This window comes from Gilvimarinus japonicus, assembly GCF_042847215.1.
In the GTDB taxonomy this organism is placed as follows: Bacteria; Pseudomonadota; Gammaproteobacteria; order Pseudomonadales; family Cellvibrionaceae; genus Gilvimarinus; species Gilvimarinus japonicus.
Window position 1 is genome coordinate 2,320,468 of the sequence record NZ_AP031500.1, and the last position, 22,457, is coordinate 2,342,924.

Here is a 22,457-nt window from a genome sequence, read left to right on the forward strand (position 1 = left end):
GTAGAAGTAAGACTATGATCCAACCACTGGTTTTAAGCGCTAACTTTTTGCGGCTGCTGGTACTACTGGCCGTCTGCGTCGCCGGCATCAGCATTTCGGCTGAGGCGGCTAGCGCCACCTTAAGTGCCGAGGCGGACCGCACGCAAATCAACATAAACGATCAACTGAACGTTAAGTTTCGGTTGCGCGGCGGCAGCCAGAACTCCGAGCCTGATTTCTCGCCAGTACAAGAAGACTTTGAAATACTCTCAACGTATCGCACTCAGCGATCGACCAATATCAACGGCAAACACGACGCGTTTTTTGAGTGGACCTTAACCCTTGCCCCTAAGCGCCGCGGCGAGCTAATTATTCCCAGTATCCGCACCGGAAGCGCCCAATCAGAGTCTATCGCCATTTCCGTCAGTGATGCGCCAGAAAACCCAGCGGCCGCCGGTGCGGAGCTTTTTATGACGCTCGAACCGAATAAAAGCAGTGTCTATGTTCAAGAGCAAGTGCTACTCAACGCTAAGATTTATTCAAGACAGAATTTTGACGCCCAAGAAATACAAGACTTCACACTAGATGACGCGCTAATTGAGGCAATTGCCGAGAATAAATACGTAACCGAGGTGGGCGGTACACCCTATGCTGTTTATGAGCTAACCTTTGCTCTTTACCCACAAAAAAGTGGCACCTTGACCCTGCCCTCACTCGATTACGCAGTGCGCTTGCGCTCACGCCGCCAATCAATACTCAGCTTTGGTGGCGGCGATGTTAGACGCGGGCGCAGCTCACCCACCGAGCTTGAAGTAAAACCTATACCGGCGGCCAATGGTAACGGACCGTGGCTACCCGCCAGTTCAATCAGTTTGACTCAGCATTTTAGTCACGATACCGAATCGCTCACCGCCGGTGAACCTATTACACGCAGCATTACCTTAAAGGCCGAGGGTTTACACCCAAGCCAACTGCCACCTATTGCGACACCTGATGTAGCGGGGTTTAGTACTTACGCTGACAAACCTCAAACCCAAGAGCGTCGCTCTGAAACGGGGTTAAGCAGTGAGCGCACAGACACCATTGCCATGGTGCCCAGTGAGGCTGGCCGTAAAACCTTGCCGCCAATAGAGCTCAAGTGGTTTAACACCACAACCGGTGAGTTTGAAACCGCCCGCTTACCGGCAACGCAAACGAAAACAGCAATGCCGGTAGGTGGCAATACTCCTGCGGCGGCGGCAACGCCGCCCAAGCCGACAGCGACATCATTAAGCGGTGCCCCACAAACCGCCACGGGCTATCAATATGGAGCCGTTTCACGCTATCTCATTATTTCACAAGCGATCACGTTAATACTGCTTGTGATCGTTACAGCGCTCTATCTGCGCGCGCGGAGCAGTCAGCCGCAACAAATAAAATCGTCCGACAAACAAGATCACAATTTGTGGCGAGCAATTAAAAAAGCGGGAGCAAAGCACGACTTACCAGAACTGCGCAGCGCACTTTTGCGGTGGGCCCAGATGCATTATTCCCAGCCGATCAGTCGCCTTGAGCGAATCGCTGGCTTTGCTACAAACGCTGAGCATGAGGAAGAGCTATTGCGGCAGTTGCGGGCACTGGACCAAGCGATTTACCGCCCTAATAACAGTGAGTTTGACCCGGGTAAATTACTGCCTTTGATTCAACAGCTGCGCGTACAAAAGCGCGACGCGTCGAACTCGCCCCTTGCGCCTTTGTACCCCAGCTAGCGGTTATTTCGCAAAGCTCTGAATCGGCATATCCCGCCAGCGTGAAGCGGGCAATGCCGGCTCGGGTACATCTGGGTATACCTCGTTTTGGCCGCTTAGCGTAACGCCTAAATCAGATAACACCTTAGGCTCTTGGGCCTCCGAGGGTGCAATAAAAATACCTAAGTTTCGCAACCACTCACCCAGAGCTAAGCTGCTGCTGTAACGCACAATAGGTGCCGCCAACACTAACCCGGCCAGCACCGGCGTCATCCACCAGAAAAACACCGGCGTTAACACATAGGTCAAGGCACCCCAAATAATGGCGACCAAGGTGGCGGGAAATGTGTGCCCAAAAGCTTCGCCCCAAGGAACCATACGCCCCTCTCGCGCCTGAGCATTCCAGCTCACCTTATGACCAATTAACACGGATACGACAAAGTAAGCGTGAAACACCATCATTAATGGTGCGATTAAAATAGCAAACACCGTTTCAATCAGCGAGCCCATTAAAAGCCGTAACGTGCCACCGAACTGGGCGCGTCTTTGCTGTAACGCGATCACCACGCCAAAAACTTTGGGAAGAATTAACAGAGCCACCGTTAAACTCAACAAAGAAAAAATCAATCCCGTTTTAGCGATGGGCCAATTGGGGAACATCTGAAAGCCCGCGGTGAAAAATACATTGCTTGATAACGCCCGGACGACCGCATCAATACTGCTAAGCGCCAGCATCATTAGCCACAACAAGGACGAGCCATAAGCCACCGCCCCCAGCAAAAAGTGTAAGCGGCTAACACCATGCAATCGCGAACCTGTCAGCAACGCCAAGTGTTGCATATTGCCCTGCACCCAGCGGCGATCCCGCGTCGCGTAATCCAACAGATTACTGGGTACTTCTTCATAGCTACCGCGGAGGTCGGCCAACAGCACCACGCTCCAACCTGCGCGACGCAATAAGGCCGCCTCGACAAAATCGTGGCTTAAGATTTCGCCACCAAAAGGACCGCGACCGGTTAGCTCGGGTAAACCGCAGTGTTGCATAAAGGGCTCAATCCGGATAATCGCGTTATGCCCCCAATAGTTGGCCGTATCGGTTTGCCAAAAGGCTAAACCAGTCGCCAACATTGGGCTGTATAAATCGGCCGCAAACTGTAAAAACCGGCCGAACATTGTGTGCTGCCGCACGGGGATCGGCACTGTCTGTACCAGCGCAGCGTTGGGGTTTTGCTCAATAGCGTGAACCAGCGACAGCATGCACTCGCCAGTCATCACGCTATCGGCGTCCAAGACAATCATCGACTCGTACTTATCCCCCCAGCGACAACAAAAATCGCTCACATTGCCAACTTTTCGGCCGCTATTATCCGTGCGCCGACGGTAGTTTACGCGCGCCGCCAGCGGCCCTAACCGCCGGCAAAGCTGCTGCCAGGCACCGGCTTCGGCCCGGGCGAGCTCTGCGTCTTGGGTATCGCTCAGCAGGTAAAAATCAAAAGCATCGAGCTGACCGGTAGCCTCAAGCGAGCGCAAGCTGACTTCGAAACCCGAAATAACGCGGGCGGTATCCTCGTTGTACACCGGCATAATAACCGCTGTGCGAGTCGCAACACGGGGCTCGGGACTTGGCACCGAGGACTGCCGGCGCAAGCTAAGTGGGTCGAGCCGCATTAACTGCAACACAAACCCTATCGCGCCACTGGTAAAGGCAAAGACAATCCACAAAAAGGTGATGCCAAACAACAGCAACAAGCTTATCTCTAATAGGGTTACCCCATTGGGCCGAAGAATTTCAAACATCATACCGATGCCTAACCCACCGAGCATAAACACCAGACTAAAAAACAACACCCGACGCCCTAGGATGCCCGACATAGAGATTTCAGCTTGTTTCGCTGGCACACATGACTCCTGCTGTTTGGTTGATGCCTCACTGCACACTGTCGGGATACCAGACATAGCTCCATACCTCACTCAGCTGTTGATCGCGCATTGTTAATGACACCTGCATATCGGCAGGCCCTTCGCCTTCGGGAATCAGAGTAAACGCCACACGCCACATTCCTTTAACCGGCAGCGGCTCAACGACGATGTGTGTGATCTCACCGCCCATGGCACTCACTTTTGCCTTCAGCTTGGCCTCGGTAGAGATGTTGTCTAATTCACCGCCGGTAAAATCGATGGCGAATTTGCGATGCGTTCGTGGCGGGCCATCCTCTTGTCCCGGGATCGCCGCCCAACCAGTGCGGGTTCGCTCGACCTGAGCCAGCCCTTGGCTCGGCAAGCGCTCTTCAAAGGTACGCAACTGATACGAAAACAAGTGCTCTGTGTTTGGCGCTAATGGTTGCTTAGGCACCCAGTAGGCGACAATATTGTCATTGGTTTCGGAGTTGGTGGGAATCTCCACCAACTCTACCCGACCCTCGCCCCACTCGCCCTTAGGGGTGACCCATAAACTGGGGCGGTCCGAGTAGTGCGCCTCGGCATCAAGGTAACTGTTGAACTCCCGATCCCGCTGTAACAAACCGAACCCCTTGGGGTTGGTATCTTGTAACGAGGACACACGCAGCGATTTGGGGTTGCTCAGAGGCCGCCATATCCAGTCGCCTTGTGAGCTGTTAAGCAGTAAACCATCCGAGTCGTGTATCTCAGGGCGAATATCATCGACGTAGTTGGTACTGTTTTCACCGTGGTGAAACATACTGGTTAGTGGTGCCACACCAACTTTGTTGATCTCGGTTCTAGGATACAAGACAGCATCCACATCGACGACGGTTGGCGCACCGGGCGCTAAGGTAAAGCGATAAGCACCACTGATAGACGGGCTATCCATCAGCGCGACTACCGTCATGGTCGTTTGTTCTTTGTCGGGTTGTAACAACCAAAAATCCCGAAATACCGGAAACTCTTCACCACTGCTCTCGGCTGTATCGATCGCCAAACCGCGAGCCGACAAGCCATACACTTGACCGGGGCCCACTAAACGAAAATAAGTCGCACCTTGAAAGACCACAAACTCGCTTTTACGATCTGCCTCATTGAGTGGATAATGCACGCGAAAACCAGCAAAACCAAGGTCCTCCGTCACAGCATCCATCACTGGTTTGGCCTGATCGCCATAGCGAAAATATTCGGACTTAAACGGGACACGAGTATTGCTTCCCGCTTTGTCGACAGTGGTAATTGTTACGGGCTCATTGTAATAAAAGCCGGGGTGAAAAAATTGAACTTCAAACAATGAGTCTCGCTGCCACAAGCCCGCCTCGCGGCGAAAGTGTATCGAGCGATACTGCTCGTAGTTCATGGCAGCCAATGCCTCTGGCACATTGTGGTCGGGCTTTTGGTAAGGCTTGTCAGCCAGAGCCTGGGCGCGCTCTTTAACCGTCGCAAACACCACATCGGGTGTATTAGCGGTCGCCTCTGGCGCAGATTGGGCAGCGCTTGGTAGCGATAATCCAGTTAACGCAAGGCACGTAAAAAACAACGTACCGTAAAAAAGTCGTTTTAACACAGAGGTGAGCTCAAGCTCCCCCTGCTCGCGATAACTGTGCGACGCATCACTCATAGTTCAGTCCCGAATCAGATATTGATATACGATAACCTTGAGTCCAAGATCAATCAGAAACCTATCGAGAGCAATTTGCTTGCCAGTTAAGATGCCCGCCACATTTGCGTGCAAAAGAGCGCAGCCCGCCACAAAAGCGAGCAAATTTGTGCGCTAAAGCACAGAAGGAATAGAGATTAAGCCCGCGGCTCTTTAGCCGTAGTGGACACGACGTTGTAGCTCTTACATACCCTTGTAGAGTTGGGTAAGGGTTGCACTAAGGGGCGGGAATTATACGCTCTGAGAAAGGCTAAAAACCTGAGAACGAGGCACACCTGTGTTGTGCTTCGGTTCAGGCTCGAAGCACAACAAGATTAAAAGCACCTCGTTTAATTTGACAATAACGCTTTAAATTCTTCAAGCTCGTACAGGGGCTCTAACGCGGGGTCTTCCATAACCGTTTGTCGATAACTATCGGCGCGCTCTAGGGTTTCGCGCAAGTAGTGAATCGCCTGATCGTGATTGCCCAGCATAGTTTTAGCACAGGCCAACTGATAAAACGCGTGGGCATTATCGGGGTCGATGGTCAGAGCATGCTGGCATAAGTTAATAGCCCACTGCACCTCACCTAACTCTAGCACCTCGTCCGCTTTGTAGGTTAAAGCCTCACAGTCATCTGGCCGCATTTCTAAGATTTGATCGTAAATCGCAATTTTATTGGCTGAGAGCGTTTCTTGGGCAGCCTTTAGCCACAGGGAGTGTAATTCCTGGGTGCGCTCAATCTCTTCCCGGTTTTCGTCAATATGCTGGGTTTTTTGCGTCAGCTGGTGCTCAATTAAACGTAAACGTTTTTCGTAAGTCTCAACAAGCTTGCCGACTTCTTCATCGGCAATTTTATTCATACGCTCTTTAATATCACGTACGGAGGTCCAGCCTACTAACACCAGGATCGAGCTGACGCCGGCGATAAGGTAAAAGAAGTAGGTGATCGTATTGGTGGCGTAGCTAACACCGCGGTCGATAGACTCGACGTGGCGGTCAACCAGCTTCTCGGTCAGCTCTATACGCTGGGCGGCCATCTCGGTGCGCAGAGCCTTCAATTCATCCAGCATGTACCGTTCAATAAACGGGCTATACATTGCCTCGTCTAAGTTTTCGACGGTTTCTCTTAAGGTTTTATCAACATCAGGGCCCGCAACTGACGATGGGGCCACTTGGGCCCCATCGTCAGTATTATCTGTGGTGTCGTCCGCGTGAGCGCCTAAGGCGCTCAACACCAACCACATCAGCGCGCCGAAGGTTAAGCCGCGCATATGGCGTCCCCGTGATCATGGACTTCAATCAGGCAGCGATGCAAGCTTTGCACCGCCAGATCATAATCGTCTTCATTGAGAATAAACTGCATATCCACCTGTCTTATAGATTGGTGCATGGCGAGAATACTGATATTCACCTCACTCAGTGCCGATACGGTTTTGGCCAGCATGCCCGGAACCTTCATATCGCTACCAATCGCCGAGACGACCGCGACCTTGCGGGTATTAATCTCGGCATCTGGGTAGGCCTCTTCAAGCACCCGCCGAATACGGTTAACCGTTTTTAAATTTGCGGCCACATAATGGGTAATGGTATTGGCATTAATATCTTTACTCACCACGTGCGCTTTGTAGCGTGCAATGGTTTTCAGTATAGCCGAATCGTAACTATCAATGTTGCCCATCATGTCCTGATCGAACAACTCAATCGAGTAAACCCGGCGGCGGCCGGCAATAATCTCGACCCTAGGGGTATCACTTACGTAATCACCGGTAATCAAGGTGCCGGAATGCTCGGGCTCGAAGGTATTCATCACCCGCAAGGGAATATCCGCCTGACGCAAGCCTTTTGCCGCGCGAGGGTGAATTGCCTCCATGCCCAAATTGGCTAACTGGTCAGCAACATCGTAATTAGTGCGCCCAATGGGTACCACTTTATCGGCGCCCACCAAACGTGGGTCGGCACTGCTCAAGTGGTACTCTTTATGGATAATCGCCTCACGTGCGCCAGTAATTACGGCGATACGGCTGAATGTCATCTCGCTGTAGCCGCGATCAAAACTGGCCATTAAGCCATTGTCGCAGTGTGTATAACCGGTAGCGATAAGCAGCTCAGTGTCATAGTTAACACCGGCAAACGACTGGCTAATCATAGTGTCAAGATTCTCAGCCCCTTCCGCCTGCCAACCCGACAAATCGATAAAGCGCGCATTAATACCATCGCGCTGTAGCAAATGCGCCATATTCCACGCACTGTGAGCCTCACCGATACTGGCAAGCATCTCGCGTACAGTAAACAGGTGTGCTTGCAACTCAAAATGGCCGTGCTGACACAGGCGTTGTAAGTCAGTCAGCACACGCTCAGCGTCACTCAGACGACCCGAGATAAACTCGTCCGCCTGACGCCCAAGCTCAGTCTCGCCAAACAGCTTAAGGTTAATAGCAAACATTTTATCACGCAGAGTTTCAAAGGCTTCATGCCACTCGTCATCATTGCTAGTGTTGGCGAACAGGCCATAAACACCTGGCTTGCCGTTGCTTTTGTTTTCCAGCAATAGGTCAGTCATGCCACCGTAGGCCGAGACGACAAACACCCGGTTATAGATGTCGTTGCTGTTGTTTCCTTTTAAGATGACGTTATCGCGCACCGCCGAGTATTCACTCATGGAGGTGCCACCGATTTTCTCTACTGTATGGTTCATACTATTACCCTTGCGATGCCTGTGACTGAGTGGAACAAAAACGAAACAACCAGGGCTTAATTAAGCCATAACTTTAAGCCCTGGCTATTATCAGCTGTGACCTCAGTCTGAAACTTCTTCGGCATCTAACTCATACGCGCCTTCAGCATTGTGCACCTCTTTACCGTGCAAGGGCGGGTTAAATACACACGCCATTTTCATTTCTTCATCGGCGCGAAGAATGTGTTTATCATTTAAGTTCAAGTTATAAACGGTGCCGGGCGCAATTTGGTACACCTTACCGTCGGCAACGGTTTCCACCGAGCCGTAACCGCTAATGCAGTACACAGTCTCCAGGTGGTTTTGGTAGTGCAGGTGCAACTCAGCATCGCGATAAATAGTCGTGATATGAAACGAAAAACCCATGCCATCGTTTTTTAATAACAAGCGGGTGCTGTCCCAGCCCTCTGATACAATTTTACGATCGGTTTTTTCCGCGTCTTTTAAGTGTCTAACAATCATTGCTCACTCCTACAAAATCTATTAAAAATGGCGGCTAAAAGCCGCCAATCGAAATACGTTAATCACGTATTATGATGCTTTTTTTAATTTCTCGTCAGCGAATACTTCAGCAAAGCTCTGCTCGAGCTTATCCAGCCCCTCAGAAAGCGCTTCCGTCGCAATCGTTAATGGACAAAAACATTTAACGATTTGACTGTGATTACCTGAGGTTTCAATCACCAGACCATTTTTAAACGCTTGTGCGCAGACCTTGCCCGCCAGCTCGCCAGTACGGCAATCAATGCCCTGCATTAAACCGCGACCTTTGAGTCCCAGAGCAATACCACCGTGGGCATCAATAATCTTCTTGAACCGCTTGGTGACCAGCTCGGCTTTTTCTTGCACTGCCAGCTCCAGCTTATTGTCGCTCCAGTAGTGCTCAATAGCCGCCGCTGCGGTAACAAACGCGTGGTTGTTGCCACGGAACGTACCATTGTGCTCACCCGGCTCCCACTGATCCAATTCTGGCTTAATCAATACCACTGCGAACGGCAGGCCATAAGCGCTAAGTGATTTAGACAGAGTGATGACATCTGGTTTAATACCCGCTTTCTCAAAACTAAAGAAAGTACCAGTGCGACCACAGCCTGCCTGAATATCATCCAAAATCAACAAAATACCGTGCTTTTTACAAAGCTTATCAACCGCCTGCAACCACTCGTTAGTAGCGACGTTAAGACCGCCCTCACCTTGCACGGCTTCAAGAATCATTGCCGCAGGCTTATCGATACCACTGGATGGGTCTGACAACAGCTTATCCATCATTTTCACAGTGTCGACATCACGGCCGTAATAGCCACAAAATGGCATGCGATCAACATCACATAAAGAAACGTTAGCGCCGCCCCGGTGATGCTGATTACCGGTTACCGCTACAGCGCCCAAAGAGCAGCCGTGAAAACCATTAGTGAAAGAAATAATATTGCTGCGACCGGTAATTTTACGAGCAATTTTTAACGCCGCCTCTACCGCGTTGGTACCGGTTGGGCCGGTAAACTGCACGACATATTCCATATCGCGGGGGGCTAAAATTTTATCGCGGAAAACCTCAAGAAAGTTGCGCTTGGCATCGCTGTGCATATCCAAGCCGTGGGTAATCCCGTCTTCAGCGATATAATCAACCAACGCCTGCTTGATGTTGTCGTTGTTGTGGCCATAGTTCAAAGAACCCGCACCCGAGAGAAAATCGATGTAACGCTCGCCCGAGTCAGTGTAGAGATAGCAGTCTTTAGCCTTGTTAAACACTACCGGAAACGATCGCGCGTAAGACTGAACTTCTGATTCCATCTCGTCAAAAATCTTCATGCTATATCCTCAAATAAGTAATCTTTTGCAAAAATTCGCGTAGTAAATGGCAGGCCTAACGACTCCGCCCCAACTGCCCTAGCGTTAGCGCTTAAAAGGGCCGATAACCAAGCGGTGTTCATCGTCGTGAACACCTCCAAAATGCTGTTCTTTCTCGAAGTAGACGTCGCTGTTCAACTCGGCTTGTAAGTCCCGGGCCAAGGATTTAAATACTCCCCAGGACGCTTCGTTGTCGGGCGTGATCGTGGTATGCATATGAGTCACCCGCTCGCAGGCGTCGCTGGCTAGCTGAGCCTTCACCAACTTTTTGGCAAGTCCTAAACCTCGAGCCGCCGGGTCGACGACGATTTGCCAAACAAACAATACGTTAGGCTCTTTAGGGAGCACATAGCCTGAGGCAAAGCCCACCATTTGCTCACCTTTAAAGGCCGCTATTGCCGTATCGGCAAAGTGCGAGCACTGCAGGAGGTTGCAGTAAATCGAATTGGGGTCGAGCGGCGGATTGGCCGCAACCAACTGATTTAATGCATAACCATCGGCGGCAGTGGGGTGGCGCAATAAAACTGTGTCTGAATCACTCATAACTAATGCATTCCCCTGAAAACTAAATTAAACGATAAACCCCAAACGATGACGAAATGTCGCGCTTAGCAGCGGCACCTCTTGATTATTGCCTTATTTCGTCGTTAATCGAGCGAGACAAGCAAAATATTTGTTTAGTGGTCTAAGTTTTAATGTATAGTACACTAAGTACTTTGGTAAGTCCAGAGACACTCTACTCCATCGAGGCACTACTATGGCCAATGCAGCGAACTATCCAATAGATGCAGAAATATTAGGACTCGAAGCAAAAACTGCTTATAATTTCGCACTTTCCAACCAGAGAACCGCAATGGATAAAATAGAAGAGGTGCTGGTATCACTGCGCCGCGTTATTCGCGCCACGGACCTACACTCAAAAAAGCTGGTTAAAACGGCTTCGGTAACGGGGCCGCAGCTATTGCTTATGCAAATACTGCAAAATAAAGGCGATATGACCATTAGCGAACTGGCCCGAGACATGAGCTTGTCCCAAGCCACGGTGACCACCGTGCTCGACCGCTTAGAAAAGCGCGAGCTGATAACACGGGTGCGATCGCAGCAAGATAAACGTAAAGTCTACCCACAGCTGACTCACAAGGGCAGCAAAATACTGGAAAGTGCCCCAACAGCCCTGCAAGACGACTTTGTCAGGCGCTTTAAGAACTTGAATGACTGGGAGCAAGGGATGATTATTGCGTCACTGCAACGAGTCGCCGAGATGATGAATGCCGAAACCCTAGACGCCTCCCCCTTCCTGGATGTTGGGGCCCTAGATCGCGGCGAAATAGAAAAAAACGAGCACAACTAACCGGGCATAGCCCACACTGTACGGCGCGAACAGTGCTATATGCAGATTAAGATAAGCCGCCTAGGTTGCAAGCGTGCATTCAAATATTGCTTAGTGCCCTAATACTCTTTTAGACAAGGTTACCTGCCTCTACAGCCATTAGAGTACTAAGCATTTACCTATCAACCGCTATTTTACTAATCCTTTTTTTATTAGCGGTAGTCAAGCCGCACGCTACTGGCGCCGAAGTCATCTCGCAATCGTTGCAGCAGCTCATCCTCTGGGCGCACGCACCATTGAGCCCCCAGCCGCAACTGGCAACGAGCATCTGAGCGCTGATAAGCGATCACAATCGGACACCGGCCATCGCGATACGGCTCAAGGCATTCGCGCAAGCGCGCCGAGGCATTTGCCCCCAGCTCGCCAGCATTAAGGGACAAGCACAATGCGCGGGCTTTCTCTTGACGTACCTCGGCTAAATTACGGACCGCATCGGCACGCATCTTGAGGCTATTACTGTACTCATCGTGGCTAACTTGCCCCTCGACCAGCAACAGTGCGTCTTTGACTAATAGCTCTCGACACTCGTTAAAAGTATCCGAGAACACGGCAATCTCAATACGCCCGGTGCGATCATCCAGTGTAATAAACGCCATTGTGTCGCCACGCTTGGTTTTCATGGTGCGTGTTGCCACCACTAAACCGCCAATGCGCTGACTGCTTTTGTCTGGTGTAATATTGGCAATTCGCGAAGAGACTAAAAAGTTGATCTCTTGGTCGTACTCATCGATTGGGTGACCGGTCAGGTAAAGACCGAGTGTCTCGTTTTCGGCCGTGAGACGCTCCTTCATCGACCAAGGGCGCACGCGGGCAAAATCTCGGTATGCGTCTTCCGCACTAGCCGCGGCGGGTACGACATCGCCAAACAAATCGACCATACCCGCGCTGGCATTGGCTGCACTTTGCTCGGCCGCTTTAACAGCCTCGGTTATCGCGGCAAACATTACCGCCCGGTCATGATCCAAACTGCGGCTCGGCCCAAGGTTGTCGGCCGCACCCGAGCGAATCAAAGCCTCTAGAGCTCGCTTATTCACTTTGCGCGGGTCGATGCGGGCACAGAAATCAAACAAATCTTTAAATGGACCGCCACTTTCACGAGCTTGGATAATACTATCGACAGGTCCCTCACCCAGCCCTTTAATAGCGCCAAGCCCGTAAATAACATTGTTGTCGTCATCAACCGTGAATTTTAATTCACCACGGTTTACATCGGGGGGTAATAGCGTCAGCCCCATAGTGCGACACTCTTCGATAAAGGTCACAACTTTATCGGTTTTATCCATGTCCGAGCTCATAGTCGCCGCCATAAAATGCGCGGGATAATGAGCTTTTAGCCAAGCGGTTTGATACGACACCAGCGCGTAAGCGGCCGAGTGCGACTTGTTAAAACCGTAGCCGGCAAATTTTTCTACCAGATCAAAGATCTTCATCGCCAGATCAGGATCAATGCCCTTGCCTTTTGCACCCTCGGCAAAGAATTCTCGTTGCTTGGCCATCTCTTCGAGCTTTTTCTTACCCATGGCACGACGCAGCAAATCTGCACCGCCCAAGCTGTAACCGGCCAGCTCCTGAGCGATTTGCATTACTTGCTCTTGATAAACAATAACGCCGTAGGTTGGCTTAAGAATCGGCTCCAAACATTTGTGCTGATATTTGGCATCGGGATACGCGACTTCGGCTTTACCGTGTTTTCGGTTTACAAAGTCAGTCACCATCCCCGAATCCAGTGGCCCCGGCCGAAACAAAGCCACCAGTGCAATCATGTCCTCAAGGTTATCTGGCTTTAAGCGCTTGATAAGATCTTTCATACCGCGCGATTCCAGCTGAAACACAGCGGTGGTTTCGGCGCGCTTAAGCAAATCGAACGTGGGCTTATCGTCTAACTCAATCGTCGTAATATCTAGCGGGGGCTGATCTGCTTTCGCCCGCTGGGCATTGATCATCTCTAGTGCCCAGTCGATAATAGTAAGAGTACGCAGCCCCAAGAAGTCAAACTTTACAAGCCCGGCATCTTCAACATCATTTTTATCGTATTGCGTCACCAACCCTTTGCCGGATTCGTCACAGTAAAGCGGCGAGAAATCAATCAACTGATCAGGGGCAATAACCACACCACCGGCGTGTTTACCCACGTTGCGCGTTAAGCCTTCGAGCTTAACCGCCATATCCCAAATCTCTTGCGCATCGCCGTCGGTCTCGAGCAGCTCGCGCAGTATATCGACCTCCTCTAGCGCCTGCTTCAGCGTCATCCCTGGAGTTGGCGGAATCATCTTCGAGAGTTTATCGGCCAAGCCATAGGACTTACCCAGCACCCTTGCCACGTCGCGCACCACCGCTTTTGCCGCCATAGTACCGAAGGTGATAATCTGGCTCACCGCCTCGCGGCCATAGGCTTCAGCCACGTAACTAATAACGCGGTCGCGATTTTCCATGCAGAAGTCGACGTCAAAGTCAGGCATCGATACCCGCTCTGGATTCAAAAACCGCTCGAACAGTAAATCATATTGCAGCGGATCAAGATCGGTAATCTCTAGCGAATAGGCAACCAATGAACCGGCACCCGAACCACGCCCGGGCCCCACGGGAATACCGTTTTCTTTTGCCCAGCGAATAAAGTCCATTACGATGAGGAAGTAACCGGGGAAACCCATCTGCAGGATAATATCCAGCTCGAACTGCATTCGCTCGCGATACACCTGATAACGCTCGGCGTAATCCGCCGCCGCTTTATCCAGGATTTTCTCAAGCCGCATATCCATGCCATCTAGGCAGACTTTTTTGAAAAATTCGTTTTCCGTCATCCCATCCGGAATGGGATATTGTGGCAAAAAGTATTCACCGAGCTGAATATTGACCGTGCAGCGCTTGGCAATTTCTACCGAGTTTTCAAGGGCCTCTGGAATATCGCTAAACAACTCCCGCATTTCGCCTGCCGAGCGCAAATACTGTTGCTCGGAGTAACGACGCTCTCGCCGCGGATCATCCAGAGCCCGCCCCTCAGCAATGCACACCCGAGCTTCGTGCACTTCAAAATCATCACTCTGCAAAAAACGCACATCGTTAGTGGCCACCACAGGGCACTGCACTTCATCGGCCAATGCGACCGCTGCGTGCAAGTACGACTCCTCGTACTCTCGCCCGGTTCGCTGCAACTCTAAATAAAAACGTCCCGGAAACTCTCTCATCCAGTGAGCAAGCTCAGTCCGCGCCTGGGCATTACGCCCCGACAACAGTGACAAGCCAATGTCACCTAAGCGCCCACCCGACAACGCGATCACACCGCCGGAAAACTCACTAACCCAACCTCGCTCTACATACGCAACACCCTGTTGCTGACCTTTTTGATAGGCACGGGATATAAGCGCAATAATGTTTTTATAGCCAGCATCGTTCATCGCCAGCAACGTAATAAGAGTTGGCTTCGCTTCCGAATCGACACCATTAATAAAAAAGTCACAGCCAACTATTGGCTTAATGCCCTGCCCTTGCATGGCCTTATAAAACTTTATTAAGCCATAGAAATTGGTTTGGTCAGACACGCCGCACGCTGGCATACCCAACTCATTTAAGCGTGCCGCCAAAGGCTTAATACGAATTAAGCTATCCGATAACGAATACTCTGTATGCAGCCGGAGATGTACAAATTGTGCAGTCATAAATACCGTTAAAAAATAGTTAATTGTTCTAGCTGTTGTTTAACCGGCGCAAACGAGCGGCGGTGAATATCACTAACCCCCAAGGTTGCCAACGCTTGCATGTGCACCTTGGTCGGGTAGCCCTTATGCCCCGCAAATCCGTAACCTGGATACATTTTATCAAACGCTACCATTTCGGCATCGCGGGTGACTTTTGCCAAAATGGAGGCGGCACTGATAGCGGCAACCCGGCTGTCGCCTTTAACTACGGCCTCGGCGGTGTAGCGCCACTTGGGGATTTTGTTGCCATCAACCAGAACGTGTTCTGGCTCAACCGACAAACCTTCGACGGCGCGCCGCATAGCCAACAAGCTTGCTTGCAAAATATTTATCGAATCAATTTCGGCAACACTGGCGCGAGCAATACAATAACTCATAGCTCGCTCTTTGATGAGCGTAAAAAGGTGGTTTCGGCGTTTTTCAGTTAGTTTTTTGGAGTCATTAAGACCGTCTATCGGTGCGTCAGGGTCAAGTATAACCGCCGCCGCAACGACATCCCCCGCTAGCGGACCCCGGCCTACCTCATCAACCCCAGCGGCTAACACCCCGTTATAACAAGAGACAAACGGTTCCATGATATAAACCTCTAGGTCTGAGCGTGCTTTTCGATACGCTCTGAAGGCACAGCACCATCACCCTCAATTAATTTGACGATAGCCGCGGCGGCGGTGGCACTGGCATTGCAGCGCAAAGAGTCGTGCAGCTGAATAAACCGCTCTTTTAATTCAGCCACCTCTTGCGGATTGGCAAAAAACTTTAGCACTTGCGCAGCAATGGCCTCTGGAGTGGCGTCTTTTTGAATCAATTCAGGCACCAACTCTTCACCGGCCAATAAATTAGGCAGTGACACATAGGGCACCTTCAACATTGCTGAAATAATCTTGTACGATAACCAGCCCATTTTATAACTAACCACCATAGGCTTTTTCAGTAACATCGCCTCAAGGGCCGTTGTGCCAGATGCCAACACCACTGCATCTGCCGCCGCCATTACCTCGTGGGACTGGCCCTGTACTAACGTTACCGGCAGGTCGCTGTACTCACTTAGCTGCTGATGAATTTGCCGATACCGCTGGCCGCTGGCCGCTGGCAATACAAACCTAAGCCCTGGCCGTTGCTTTAAACACAAACGTGCGGCCTGGTAAAAAACCGGCCCTAGACGCTCGACTTCGCCCTGCCGGCTACCGGGCAACAATGCCACAACCGGGGTGTCTGTAGGCAAATCGAGTTTCAGCTTCTCCCGCGCCAGCGCGATATCCGTTTGAAGGGGAATATCATCAGCCAGTGTGTGCCCAACAAACTGCACAGGGACCGCGTGGTCCTGATAAAACTTTGCCTCAAACGGCAGCAGGGTCAACATCAAATCAACGGCGCGACGAATTTTTTTAATGCGGCTCTGGCGCCACGCCCACACCGAAGGACTGACGTAGTGAACCGTTTTTACACCACTGTCGTGCAACTTTTCTTCAAGGGTTAAATTAAAGTCGGGCGAGTCAATACCGATAAACACTGCTGGCTGTTGCTCACTAAAGTGCTCAACCAAAAAGCGGCGAATACGCAACAGCTCGGGCAGGCGTTTTAAGGGCTCAATCAGCCCCATAACAGCCAAGCGGTCTTGAGGAAAAAACGAGTGAAACCCTTCGGCCAGCATACGCGGCCCGCCGATACCAGCGAATTCAATATGCGGATAGTGTTTTTTTAGGGCACGAATTAAACCTGCCCCCAGAATATCGCCGGAGGCCTCTCCGGCAACGATGCCGACTTTCAGCGTCTGAGTCATAGCTCCGGTCAGCGGACGATGCCGCGTTTAGAGGTGGTCAAAGAGTCAATCATTGGCCTGATTGCCGGACACTCAAGCGCTAGCTGCTCAAGCTGCAATAGCGCTTCATCGACGGTTAATCCACGGCGGTAAATCACTTTAAACGCTCGGCTAACAGCCGCTATCTCATCTTTACTAAAACCGCGGCGGCGTAGGCCTTCAGCGTTGACGCTTTTTGCGGCCGCCGGCGCACCATTAACCAACACATAAGCTGGCACATCTTTACCTATGGCACACCCCATACCACTAAAGCTGTGGGCGCCAATATTGCAAAACTGATGGACTAAGGTAAAACCGCTTAAAATGGCCCAATCACCCACAACCACATGCCCGGCGAGCGAGGTATTATTCACTAATATACAGTGATCACCCAGCACGCTGTCGTGGCCGATGTGAACGTAAGCCATGATCAAGTTGTGATTACCAATCGTCGTCTCAGAGCGATCCTGAACCGTGCCGCGATGAATGGTCACGCCCTCACGAATAATATTGTGATCGCCAATGACCAGCCTCGTCGGCTCGCCGTTGTACTTTAAGTCAGGGGTATCTTCGCCAACGGTAGAAAACTGAAATACTTGGTTGTTTTTACCAATTCGGGTCGGCCCTTTAATTACCACGTGGGAGGCAATAACACTTCCCGCCCCTATTTCAACATCGGGACCGATAATCGTCCAAGGACCAACTCTCACATCATCAGCAAGCTTGGCATCTGGGTGAATAATTGCTTGGGGGGCTATCAAGGTCAACGCAATCCAGCCTCTTGGTTAGACTTTGCGATCAGCGCAAAGAATCGTCGCCGATGCCGCCAATTCGCCATCTACTGTCGCTTTACAGGCAAACTTCCAAACACCGCGTTTAGACGAAATAATTTGCGACTCCAGCTGCAAGCGATCACCGGGGATAACCTGCCGCTTAAAACGTACGTCATCGACCCCGGCAAACAAATAAATAGAGCCGTCTTGAGGTTTTTTATCCATGGTTTTAAAACCAAGTACACCTGATGCCTGGGCCAGAGCCTCCAAAATCAGGACACCGGGAAACACCGGAAACTCGGGAAAGTGCCCGTTAAAAACATCTTCATTGATGGTGATATTTTTATAGGCGACGATAGACTCGCCCTCCACCAATTCCACCACACGATCAACCAAAAGCATCGGGTAGCGGTGCGGAAGGTATTCTCGAATTTCGTTTACGTCCATCATTTTTTTTGTGGCCTTATTAGCACTAATACGCAGGTTGATCCACCACCCGGCACCTTATAAGTGCCGCTTTTTTGGTAGATTATTTATTCCGGTCGCTCTCCAGGGCTTTAACCCTAGAGGCAATATCGTTGAGCTGATTGAAGCGGACAGCATTTTTACGCCACTCGCGGGTGTCAATGGCGCTGCTTCCAGAGCTGTAACTGCCAGGCACTGTAATCGATTTAGTGACCATCGTCATGCCCGTGATGTGCACATTATCGGTCACCTCCAGATGACCAACAATACCCACTGCGCCGGCCAAGGTGCAGTTACGGCCAATGATGGTACTGCCAGCCAAGCCGCAGTTTGCGGCAATAGCGCTATTTTCACCAATACGACAGTTGTGCGCGATATGCACCTGATCGTCAATTTTGACCCCGTCGCAAATAACAGTATCATCCAGCGCGCCGCGATCAATCGTCGTCGATGCACCTATCTCGACTCGATTGCCAATTGTGACGCCGCCCAGCTGATGAATTTTACACCAACCGCCTTCGCCATCCGGCGCAAAGCCAAAACCATCTGCCCCAATCACGCAGTTGCTATGCAGGAGGGAGTCGTCGCCGATAACCACACCGTGATAAATTGAGGCATTGGCCGCAATGCGGGTACGCGCTCCAATCAGCACATCCGCACCGATGTAGCACCCCGCACCTATAATAGCGTCGTCCGCAATGACAGCCTTGCTGTCAATCACCGCGTTTGCACCAACACTCACATTCGCGCCAATCTGGGCATCAGGCGCAACAACAGCACTGGCGTGCACCGAGCGCTGGATCGTGTCGCCACTTACATCAAATAGCTTACTTAGGCGGGCATAGGCGAGATAAGGGTTTTCAACCAAGAGCTTGACGCCGCTGTAGTGCTCGGCATCAGCCGGCCGCAATATAACGGCACCCGCTTTACAAGCTGGCAGGTGCTTTAAGTAGGCGGCGCCCGCTAAAAAGGTGATCTGATCATCTTTAGCCGCAGCCAAACCAGCAATGCCGGTTATCACTAAACCGGCATTGCTGGTATCAATCTCAGCGCTTAGGTAGTCCGCCAGCTGGCGGAGGGTGTAGTTAGTCACTCACTTTTCCACGTAGCTTACTGAGATTTATTCAGGCGCTCGACCAATTGCGCGGTAATATCGTGATCTGCATCGGCGTGAAAAACAGACTGGGCATTGACAATCATGCCAATTTTTTCATCTTCGATAAGCTTTTCAAGTACGGGGCGAACTTTAGGCGCCAACTCTTGCTGAACACGTTGTAAAACCTGTTGCTGTTCGGCCTGCAATTTCTTTTGCGCCAGCTCGTAATCGGCCCGTAGGTACTCAATTTTCTTACGGTGCTCGGCTAACTTGTCTTCCGACCAGGTCATGCCGTCTTTTTCGGCGCTTTCTTGCAACGCTTTAATATCGGCAACCAAGCTTTCTAGTTTGGCACGCATGGCCGTGAACTCAGCATTTTTCTGTAGGGTTTCCATGCTCTTTTTAGCAAGGTCGGTACCAAGGATAGCCGCTTGCATATCCAGCACGACAACTTTATCGGCCGCAAATGCCGAGGTAGCCGTGGCGGCCGTGGCAGTCAAAGTCATAGCAAGTAGCAAATTCTTTACAATGTTCACAACGCTTTCCTCTATAGTTTTAATCGTATTTATACTTTATACGGTCGGTTTATTCAGTTCTAACGAAGCCGAAGCCTCTAACGCCCACTAGAATGTACGGCCCATGGAGAACTGGAAGCTCTCTTCGCGATCAAACTCATTTTTGTGCAGCGGCTTAGACAAACTGAAAGTCATAGGGCCAAAGCTCGAAATCCAAGTCAGCCCAATACCCGCAGCAGAGCTGATGCGATCAAGGGCGAAATCATAACAGTTAACTTGGGTAGAACTACAGCTTGTATCGAAAACATTACCCGCATCGACAAAAAAGGCGGTCTGGAAAGAGCGCTGATCTTCGATAAAAGGCAGCGGAAACAATAGCTCAACACTGGTCTCGACTAAGAAATTGCCGCCAAATGAACTGCTTTGGTCGGTCACCGGACGCGATCGGGTCATAAGCTCACCAGGGCGACAAGTCGTCAATTGATCCAAATTCCCGAGCTCTGGATCCTCACACAGAACGTTAACAAAGTCGCCCGTCTCACCTTGGTCAATAACACCATCGCCATCTATATCATCCCAAGTGCTGTACTGCGCAAACTGTTGCTCTGGAGGTGTTGCACGGGGCCCCAAACTGTTGCGCTCAAAACCACGCACCGAGCCAAAGCCACCGGCGTAATAATGCTCAAAGAACGGAAGTTCGTCGGTTTTACCGTAGGAGTCGGCATACCCCAGGCTGGTGCGCAAACGCAAGGTGAGATTTCGCGTCAACGGCTGAAACATCTGGGCATCGTAGGTCAACTTGTAATATTCGAGGTCGCCACCCGGCAGTGCAACCTCGATTCCTAACCGCTGCGAGGCGCCACGAGTGGCCAATATCCCGCGGTTTAGGGTCGACTTAGCCCAAGCCGCCTTACTCACAAAGTCGTGAAACTCAGAGCCGTTTACGTCTAAGAACCCAGGCTCACCTTTAATTGAGTTAACATCATCCTCGTCAGAGGGTACGGGGAAGGTTTCATAGGCAGTCGTAGGAAAATCGTCTCCTGCCTGGAGACTCCCGAACGCGATGTCATCCAGCAAGTCGAGGTAATCGCTTTGAGTAATATACTCAGCACTATCAGAGTAGATCGGTGTTCGAATGATCTCGCGTACAGAATAAGAGCTTGGCTTAACCGTCAAGTTACGAAACCCAACACTAAAGTTTAATCGCTCAATATCCGAAATCGGGTAGCCAAAACTGACATTACCACCAAAGATATCGGTGCTATAACCCGCCACATTGATCTGGCCGTAGTCACTACTTTGATAAAACAGATCGAACCCACGGCTGACACCGTCAGGAGTAAAATAAGGGTCGTTATAGTTAAAACTGTAAGCCGTTTGATACTGTGAATGGCTGGCAGAAATACCCACCTGCTTACCAGTACCAAACCAGTTGTTCTGCTGAATGTTGCCAGACAATAACAAACCGGAATACTGCGCATAGCCTACCTGCAGCCCCATGCTACCGGAAGGCTGTTCTTCCACCGTAAAATCAACATCCACCTGATCGGCAACGCCAGGCACCTCAACGGTATCCACTGTCACCTCTTTAAAGAAGCCTAGACGTTCCAGCCGCACCTTAGAGTGTTCGATTTGCGCGGTAGAGGCAGAGCCCCCTTCCATTTGCCGCATTTCGCGGCGCAGCACATTATCTTTAGTACTGGTATTGCCACGAAAGTTTATCCGACGGACATAAGCGCGTTTTTTAGGATCGATAAAAAAGGTAACTTTTACTGTTTTATCTTCTTCGTTACGCTCGGGGATGCCCTCTACTTCGGCGAAGGTATAGCCTTCATTCCCTAAACGATTCGTAATGTATTCGGAGGTGGTCGTCATCAGCGTTTGCGAAAAGGTTTGCCCCTCGCGCAACAAAATCAGACGACGAATATAAGCTTCGGCGATGGCCGGGTCACCGGCAAGGTCAATTTCACTAACCTTATAAACATCACCCTCGGCAATATTAAGCGTAATAAATACCTGCGATTTATCCGGGCTCAGCGATACCTGCGTGGAGTCGAGGTTAAAACCTAGATAACCGCGATCGAGATAATAAGACTCTACCCGCTCAATATCGCCGGTTAACTTTTCACGGTTGTACTTATCATCACCGGTAATCCAGGAAAACCAGCCGGTGGTTTGCAGCTCAAAAAGGTCCAGCAGGGTATCATTGTCAAACGCATCATTACCCACAACGTTAATCTTTTTAATCCGAGCAGTCTCACCTTCGTCGATGGTGATCAACACTTTCACTTGGTTGCGGGGCAAATCTTCAATTTCGATATCTACCGAAGCACCATAGCGGCCCTGACCGATGTATTCGCGCTCCAAAGCTTGGCTAATGCCGTTAAGCGTGGCGCTTTGATAAATCTGCCCTTCTGACAATCCATTGTCGGTCAGGCTCTCCATCAACTGCTCAGTCTTAATAACCTTGTTGCCTTCAATGGTGATTTCATTAATGGCGGGACGTTCTTTAACCATCAACACCAACACATCGCCATCGCGACCAATAGAGACGTCGGTAAATAAGCCGACCTTAAACAGTTCGCGGGTGGCGCGCTGGAGCTCGACACTGGACAAGGTATCGCCGACCCGAATCGGCAGCGCACTAAACACAGTACCGGCAGAGACCCGCTGCAAGCCCTCGACACGTATATCATTGACCCGAAAAGTTTGAGCGTGTACCGCAACCGAGAAGCACACCGCCAACAGCAGGCCGAATAATCGAATGAAAACTTGCATCATATAGTTCGTTCTATTTTTGGATTATGAGTTTGTACAAACACAACGCCCGTCAACCTTCGGGCTACACCCGATGGCC

17 protein-coding genes are annotated in these 22,457 nt (G+C 50.8%); 2 read left to right on the top strand and 15 right to left on the bottom strand.

Features of this window, described 5'->3' with window-relative positions; all coding sequences use genetic code 11:
* The first annotated feature begins 14 nt into the window (after window positions 1-14).
* On the top strand, window positions 15-1,727 hold the full coding sequence (locus ACGHAD_RS09930; RefSeq protein WP_382415305.1) for a BatD family protein: 1,713 nt from the start codon (window positions 15-17) through the stop codon (window positions 1,725-1,727).
* A gap of 3 nt (window positions 1,728-1,730) precedes the next feature.
* On the opposite strand, the gene mdoH is transcribed toward ACGHAD_RS09930, so the two are convergent.
* The 7 genes from mdoH to ectA form a co-directional block, all read right to left on the bottom strand.
* The gene (gene mdoH, locus ACGHAD_RS09935) at window positions 1,731-3,605 is read right to left on the bottom strand and encodes a glucans biosynthesis glucosyltransferase MdoH (RefSeq protein ID WP_382415303.1); all 1,875 of its coding nucleotides are present in this window, start codon (window positions 3,603-3,605) and stop codon (window positions 1,731-1,733) included.
* 28 nt (window positions 3,606-3,633) lie between these two features.
* Window positions 3,634-5,268 (bottom strand): glucan biosynthesis protein G, encoded by a 1,635-nt coding sequence (locus ACGHAD_RS09940; RefSeq protein ID WP_339615013.1) that lies wholly within the window; start codon window positions 5,266-5,268, stop codon window positions 3,634-3,636.
* A 368-nt stretch (window positions 5,269-5,636) separates the two neighbouring features.
* Window positions 5,637-6,560, bottom strand: coding sequence for a tetratricopeptide repeat protein (locus ACGHAD_RS09945; protein WP_339615012.1), 924 nt, complete (start codon window positions 6,558-6,560; stop codon window positions 5,637-5,639).
* Window positions 6,548-7,984, bottom strand: a complete 1,437-nt coding sequence (locus ACGHAD_RS09950) for an aspartate kinase (protein WP_382415300.1) — start codon at window positions 7,982-7,984, stop codon at window positions 6,548-6,550. The genes ACGHAD_RS09945 and ACGHAD_RS09950 overlap by 13 nt, the downstream gene beginning before the upstream one ends.
* A gap of 102 nt (window positions 7,985-8,086) precedes the next feature.
* Complete coding sequence (locus ACGHAD_RS09955; protein WP_339615010.1) at window positions 8,087-8,485, bottom strand: ectoine synthase; 399 nt, start codon at window positions 8,483-8,485, stop codon at window positions 8,087-8,089.
* Between the two features lie 69 nt (window positions 8,486-8,554).
* Window positions 8,555-9,829, bottom strand: coding sequence for a diaminobutyrate--2-oxoglutarate transaminase (gene ectB, locus ACGHAD_RS09960; RefSeq protein WP_339615009.1), 1,275 nt, complete (start codon window positions 9,827-9,829; stop codon window positions 8,555-8,557).
* Window positions 9,830-9,913: 84 nt separating this feature from the next.
* Window positions 9,914-10,411, bottom strand: coding sequence for a diaminobutyrate acetyltransferase (gene ectA / locus ACGHAD_RS09965; protein WP_339615008.1), 498 nt, complete (start codon window positions 10,409-10,411; stop codon window positions 9,914-9,916).
* A 310-nt stretch (window positions 10,412-10,721) separates the two neighbouring features.
* Between ectA and ACGHAD_RS09970 the strand changes: the two genes are divergently transcribed.
* Window positions 10,722-11,219, top strand: a complete 498-nt coding sequence (locus tag ACGHAD_RS09970; protein ID WP_339615007.1) for a MarR family transcriptional regulator — start codon at window positions 10,722-10,724, stop codon at window positions 11,217-11,219.
* 191 nt (window positions 11,220-11,410) lie between these two features.
* Here the strand turns inward: ACGHAD_RS09970 and dnaE are convergent, their stop codons facing one another.
* The 8 genes from dnaE to bamA form a co-directional block, all read right to left on the bottom strand.
* The gene (gene dnaE, locus ACGHAD_RS09975) at window positions 11,411-14,914 is read right to left on the bottom strand and encodes a DNA polymerase III subunit alpha (protein WP_382415297.1); all 3,504 of its coding nucleotides are present in this window, start codon (window positions 14,912-14,914) and stop codon (window positions 11,411-11,413) included.
* Window positions 14,915-14,922: 8 nt separating this feature from the next.
* Window positions 14,923-15,528, bottom strand: coding sequence for a ribonuclease HII (gene rnhB / locus ACGHAD_RS09980; protein ID WP_382415295.1), 606 nt, complete (start codon window positions 15,526-15,528; stop codon window positions 14,923-14,925).
* An 11-nt stretch (window positions 15,529-15,539) separates the two neighbouring features.
* Window positions 15,540-16,733: a lipid-A-disaccharide synthase gene (gene lpxB / locus ACGHAD_RS09985; protein WP_382415293.1), complete on the bottom strand. Its 1,194-nt coding sequence runs from the start codon at window positions 16,731-16,733 to the stop codon at window positions 15,540-15,542.
* Between the two features lie 8 nt (window positions 16,734-16,741).
* Entirely contained in the window at window positions 16,742-17,518 is a 777-nt protein-coding gene (gene lpxA, locus ACGHAD_RS09990) for an acyl-ACP--UDP-N-acetylglucosamine O-acyltransferase (RefSeq protein ID WP_339615003.1), read from the bottom strand.
* An 18-nt stretch (window positions 17,519-17,536) separates the two neighbouring features.
* Window positions 17,537-17,974: a 3-hydroxyacyl-ACP dehydratase FabZ gene (gene fabZ / locus ACGHAD_RS09995; protein WP_339615002.1), complete on the bottom strand. Its 438-nt coding sequence runs from the start codon at window positions 17,972-17,974 to the stop codon at window positions 17,537-17,539.
* Window positions 17,975-18,053: 79 nt separating this feature from the next.
* Window positions 18,054-19,082, bottom strand: a complete 1,029-nt coding sequence (gene lpxD / locus ACGHAD_RS10000; RefSeq protein ID WP_382415290.1) for a UDP-3-O-(3-hydroxymyristoyl)glucosamine N-acyltransferase — start codon at window positions 19,080-19,082, stop codon at window positions 18,054-18,056.
* A 17-nt stretch (window positions 19,083-19,099) separates the two neighbouring features.
* The gene (locus tag ACGHAD_RS10005) at window positions 19,100-19,621 is read right to left on the bottom strand and encodes an OmpH family outer membrane protein (protein ID WP_339615000.1); all 522 of its coding nucleotides are present in this window, start codon (window positions 19,619-19,621) and stop codon (window positions 19,100-19,102) included.
* A gap of 87 nt (window positions 19,622-19,708) precedes the next feature.
* Window positions 19,709-22,381, bottom strand: coding sequence for an outer membrane protein assembly factor BamA (gene bamA, locus ACGHAD_RS10010; protein ID WP_382415288.1), 2,673 nt, complete (start codon window positions 22,379-22,381; stop codon window positions 19,709-19,711).
* Between the last annotated feature and the right edge of the window lie 76 nt (window positions 22,382-22,457).

Bases quoted from the DNA above. Each gene is read 5' to 3' on its own strand.
- ACGHAD_RS09930 (WP_382415305.1), top strand. From the start codon at position 15: ATGATCCAACCACTGGTTTTAAGCGCTAACTTTTTGCGGCTGCTGGTA.
- ACGHAD_RS09940 (WP_339615013.1), bottom strand. From the start codon at position 5,268: ATGAGTGATGCGTCGCACAGTTATCGCGAGCAGGGGGAGCTTGAGCTC.
- ACGHAD_RS09945 (WP_339615012.1), bottom strand. From the start codon at position 6,560: ATGCGCGGCTTAACCTTCGGCGCGCTGATGTGGTTGGTGTTGAGCGCC.
- ACGHAD_RS09950 (WP_382415300.1), bottom strand. From the start codon at position 7,984: ATGAACCATACAGTAGAGAAAATCGGTGGCACCTCCATGAGTGAATAC.
- ACGHAD_RS09955 (WP_339615010.1), bottom strand. From the start codon at position 8,485: ATGATTGTTAGACACTTAAAAGACGCGGAAAAAACCGATCGTAAAATT.
- ectB (WP_339615009.1), bottom strand. From the start codon at position 9,829: ATGAAGATTTTTGACGAGATGGAATCAGAAGTTCAGTCTTACGCGCGA.
- ectA (WP_339615008.1), bottom strand. From the start codon at position 10,411: ATGAGTGATTCAGACACAGTTTTATTGCGCCACCCCACTGCCGCCGAT.
- ACGHAD_RS09970 (WP_339615007.1), top strand. From the start codon at position 10,722: ATGGATAAAATAGAAGAGGTGCTGGTATCACTGCGCCGCGTTATTCGC.
- dnaE (WP_382415297.1), bottom strand. From the start codon at position 14,914: ATGACTGCACAATTTGTACATCTCCGGCTGCATACAGAGTATTCGTTA.
- rnhB (WP_382415295.1), bottom strand. From the start codon at position 15,528: ATGGAACCGTTTGTCTCTTGTTATAACGGGGTGTTAGCCGCTGGGGTT.
- lpxB (WP_382415293.1), bottom strand. From the start codon at position 16,733: ATGACTCAGACGCTGAAAGTCGGCATCGTTGCCGGAGAGGCCTCCGGC.
- fabZ (WP_339615002.1), bottom strand. From the start codon at position 17,974: ATGATGGACGTAAACGAAATTCGAGAATACCTTCCGCACCGCTACCCG.
- bamA (WP_382415288.1), bottom strand. From the start codon at position 22,381: ATGATGCAAGTTTTCATTCGATTATTCGGCCTGCTGTTGGCGGTGTGC.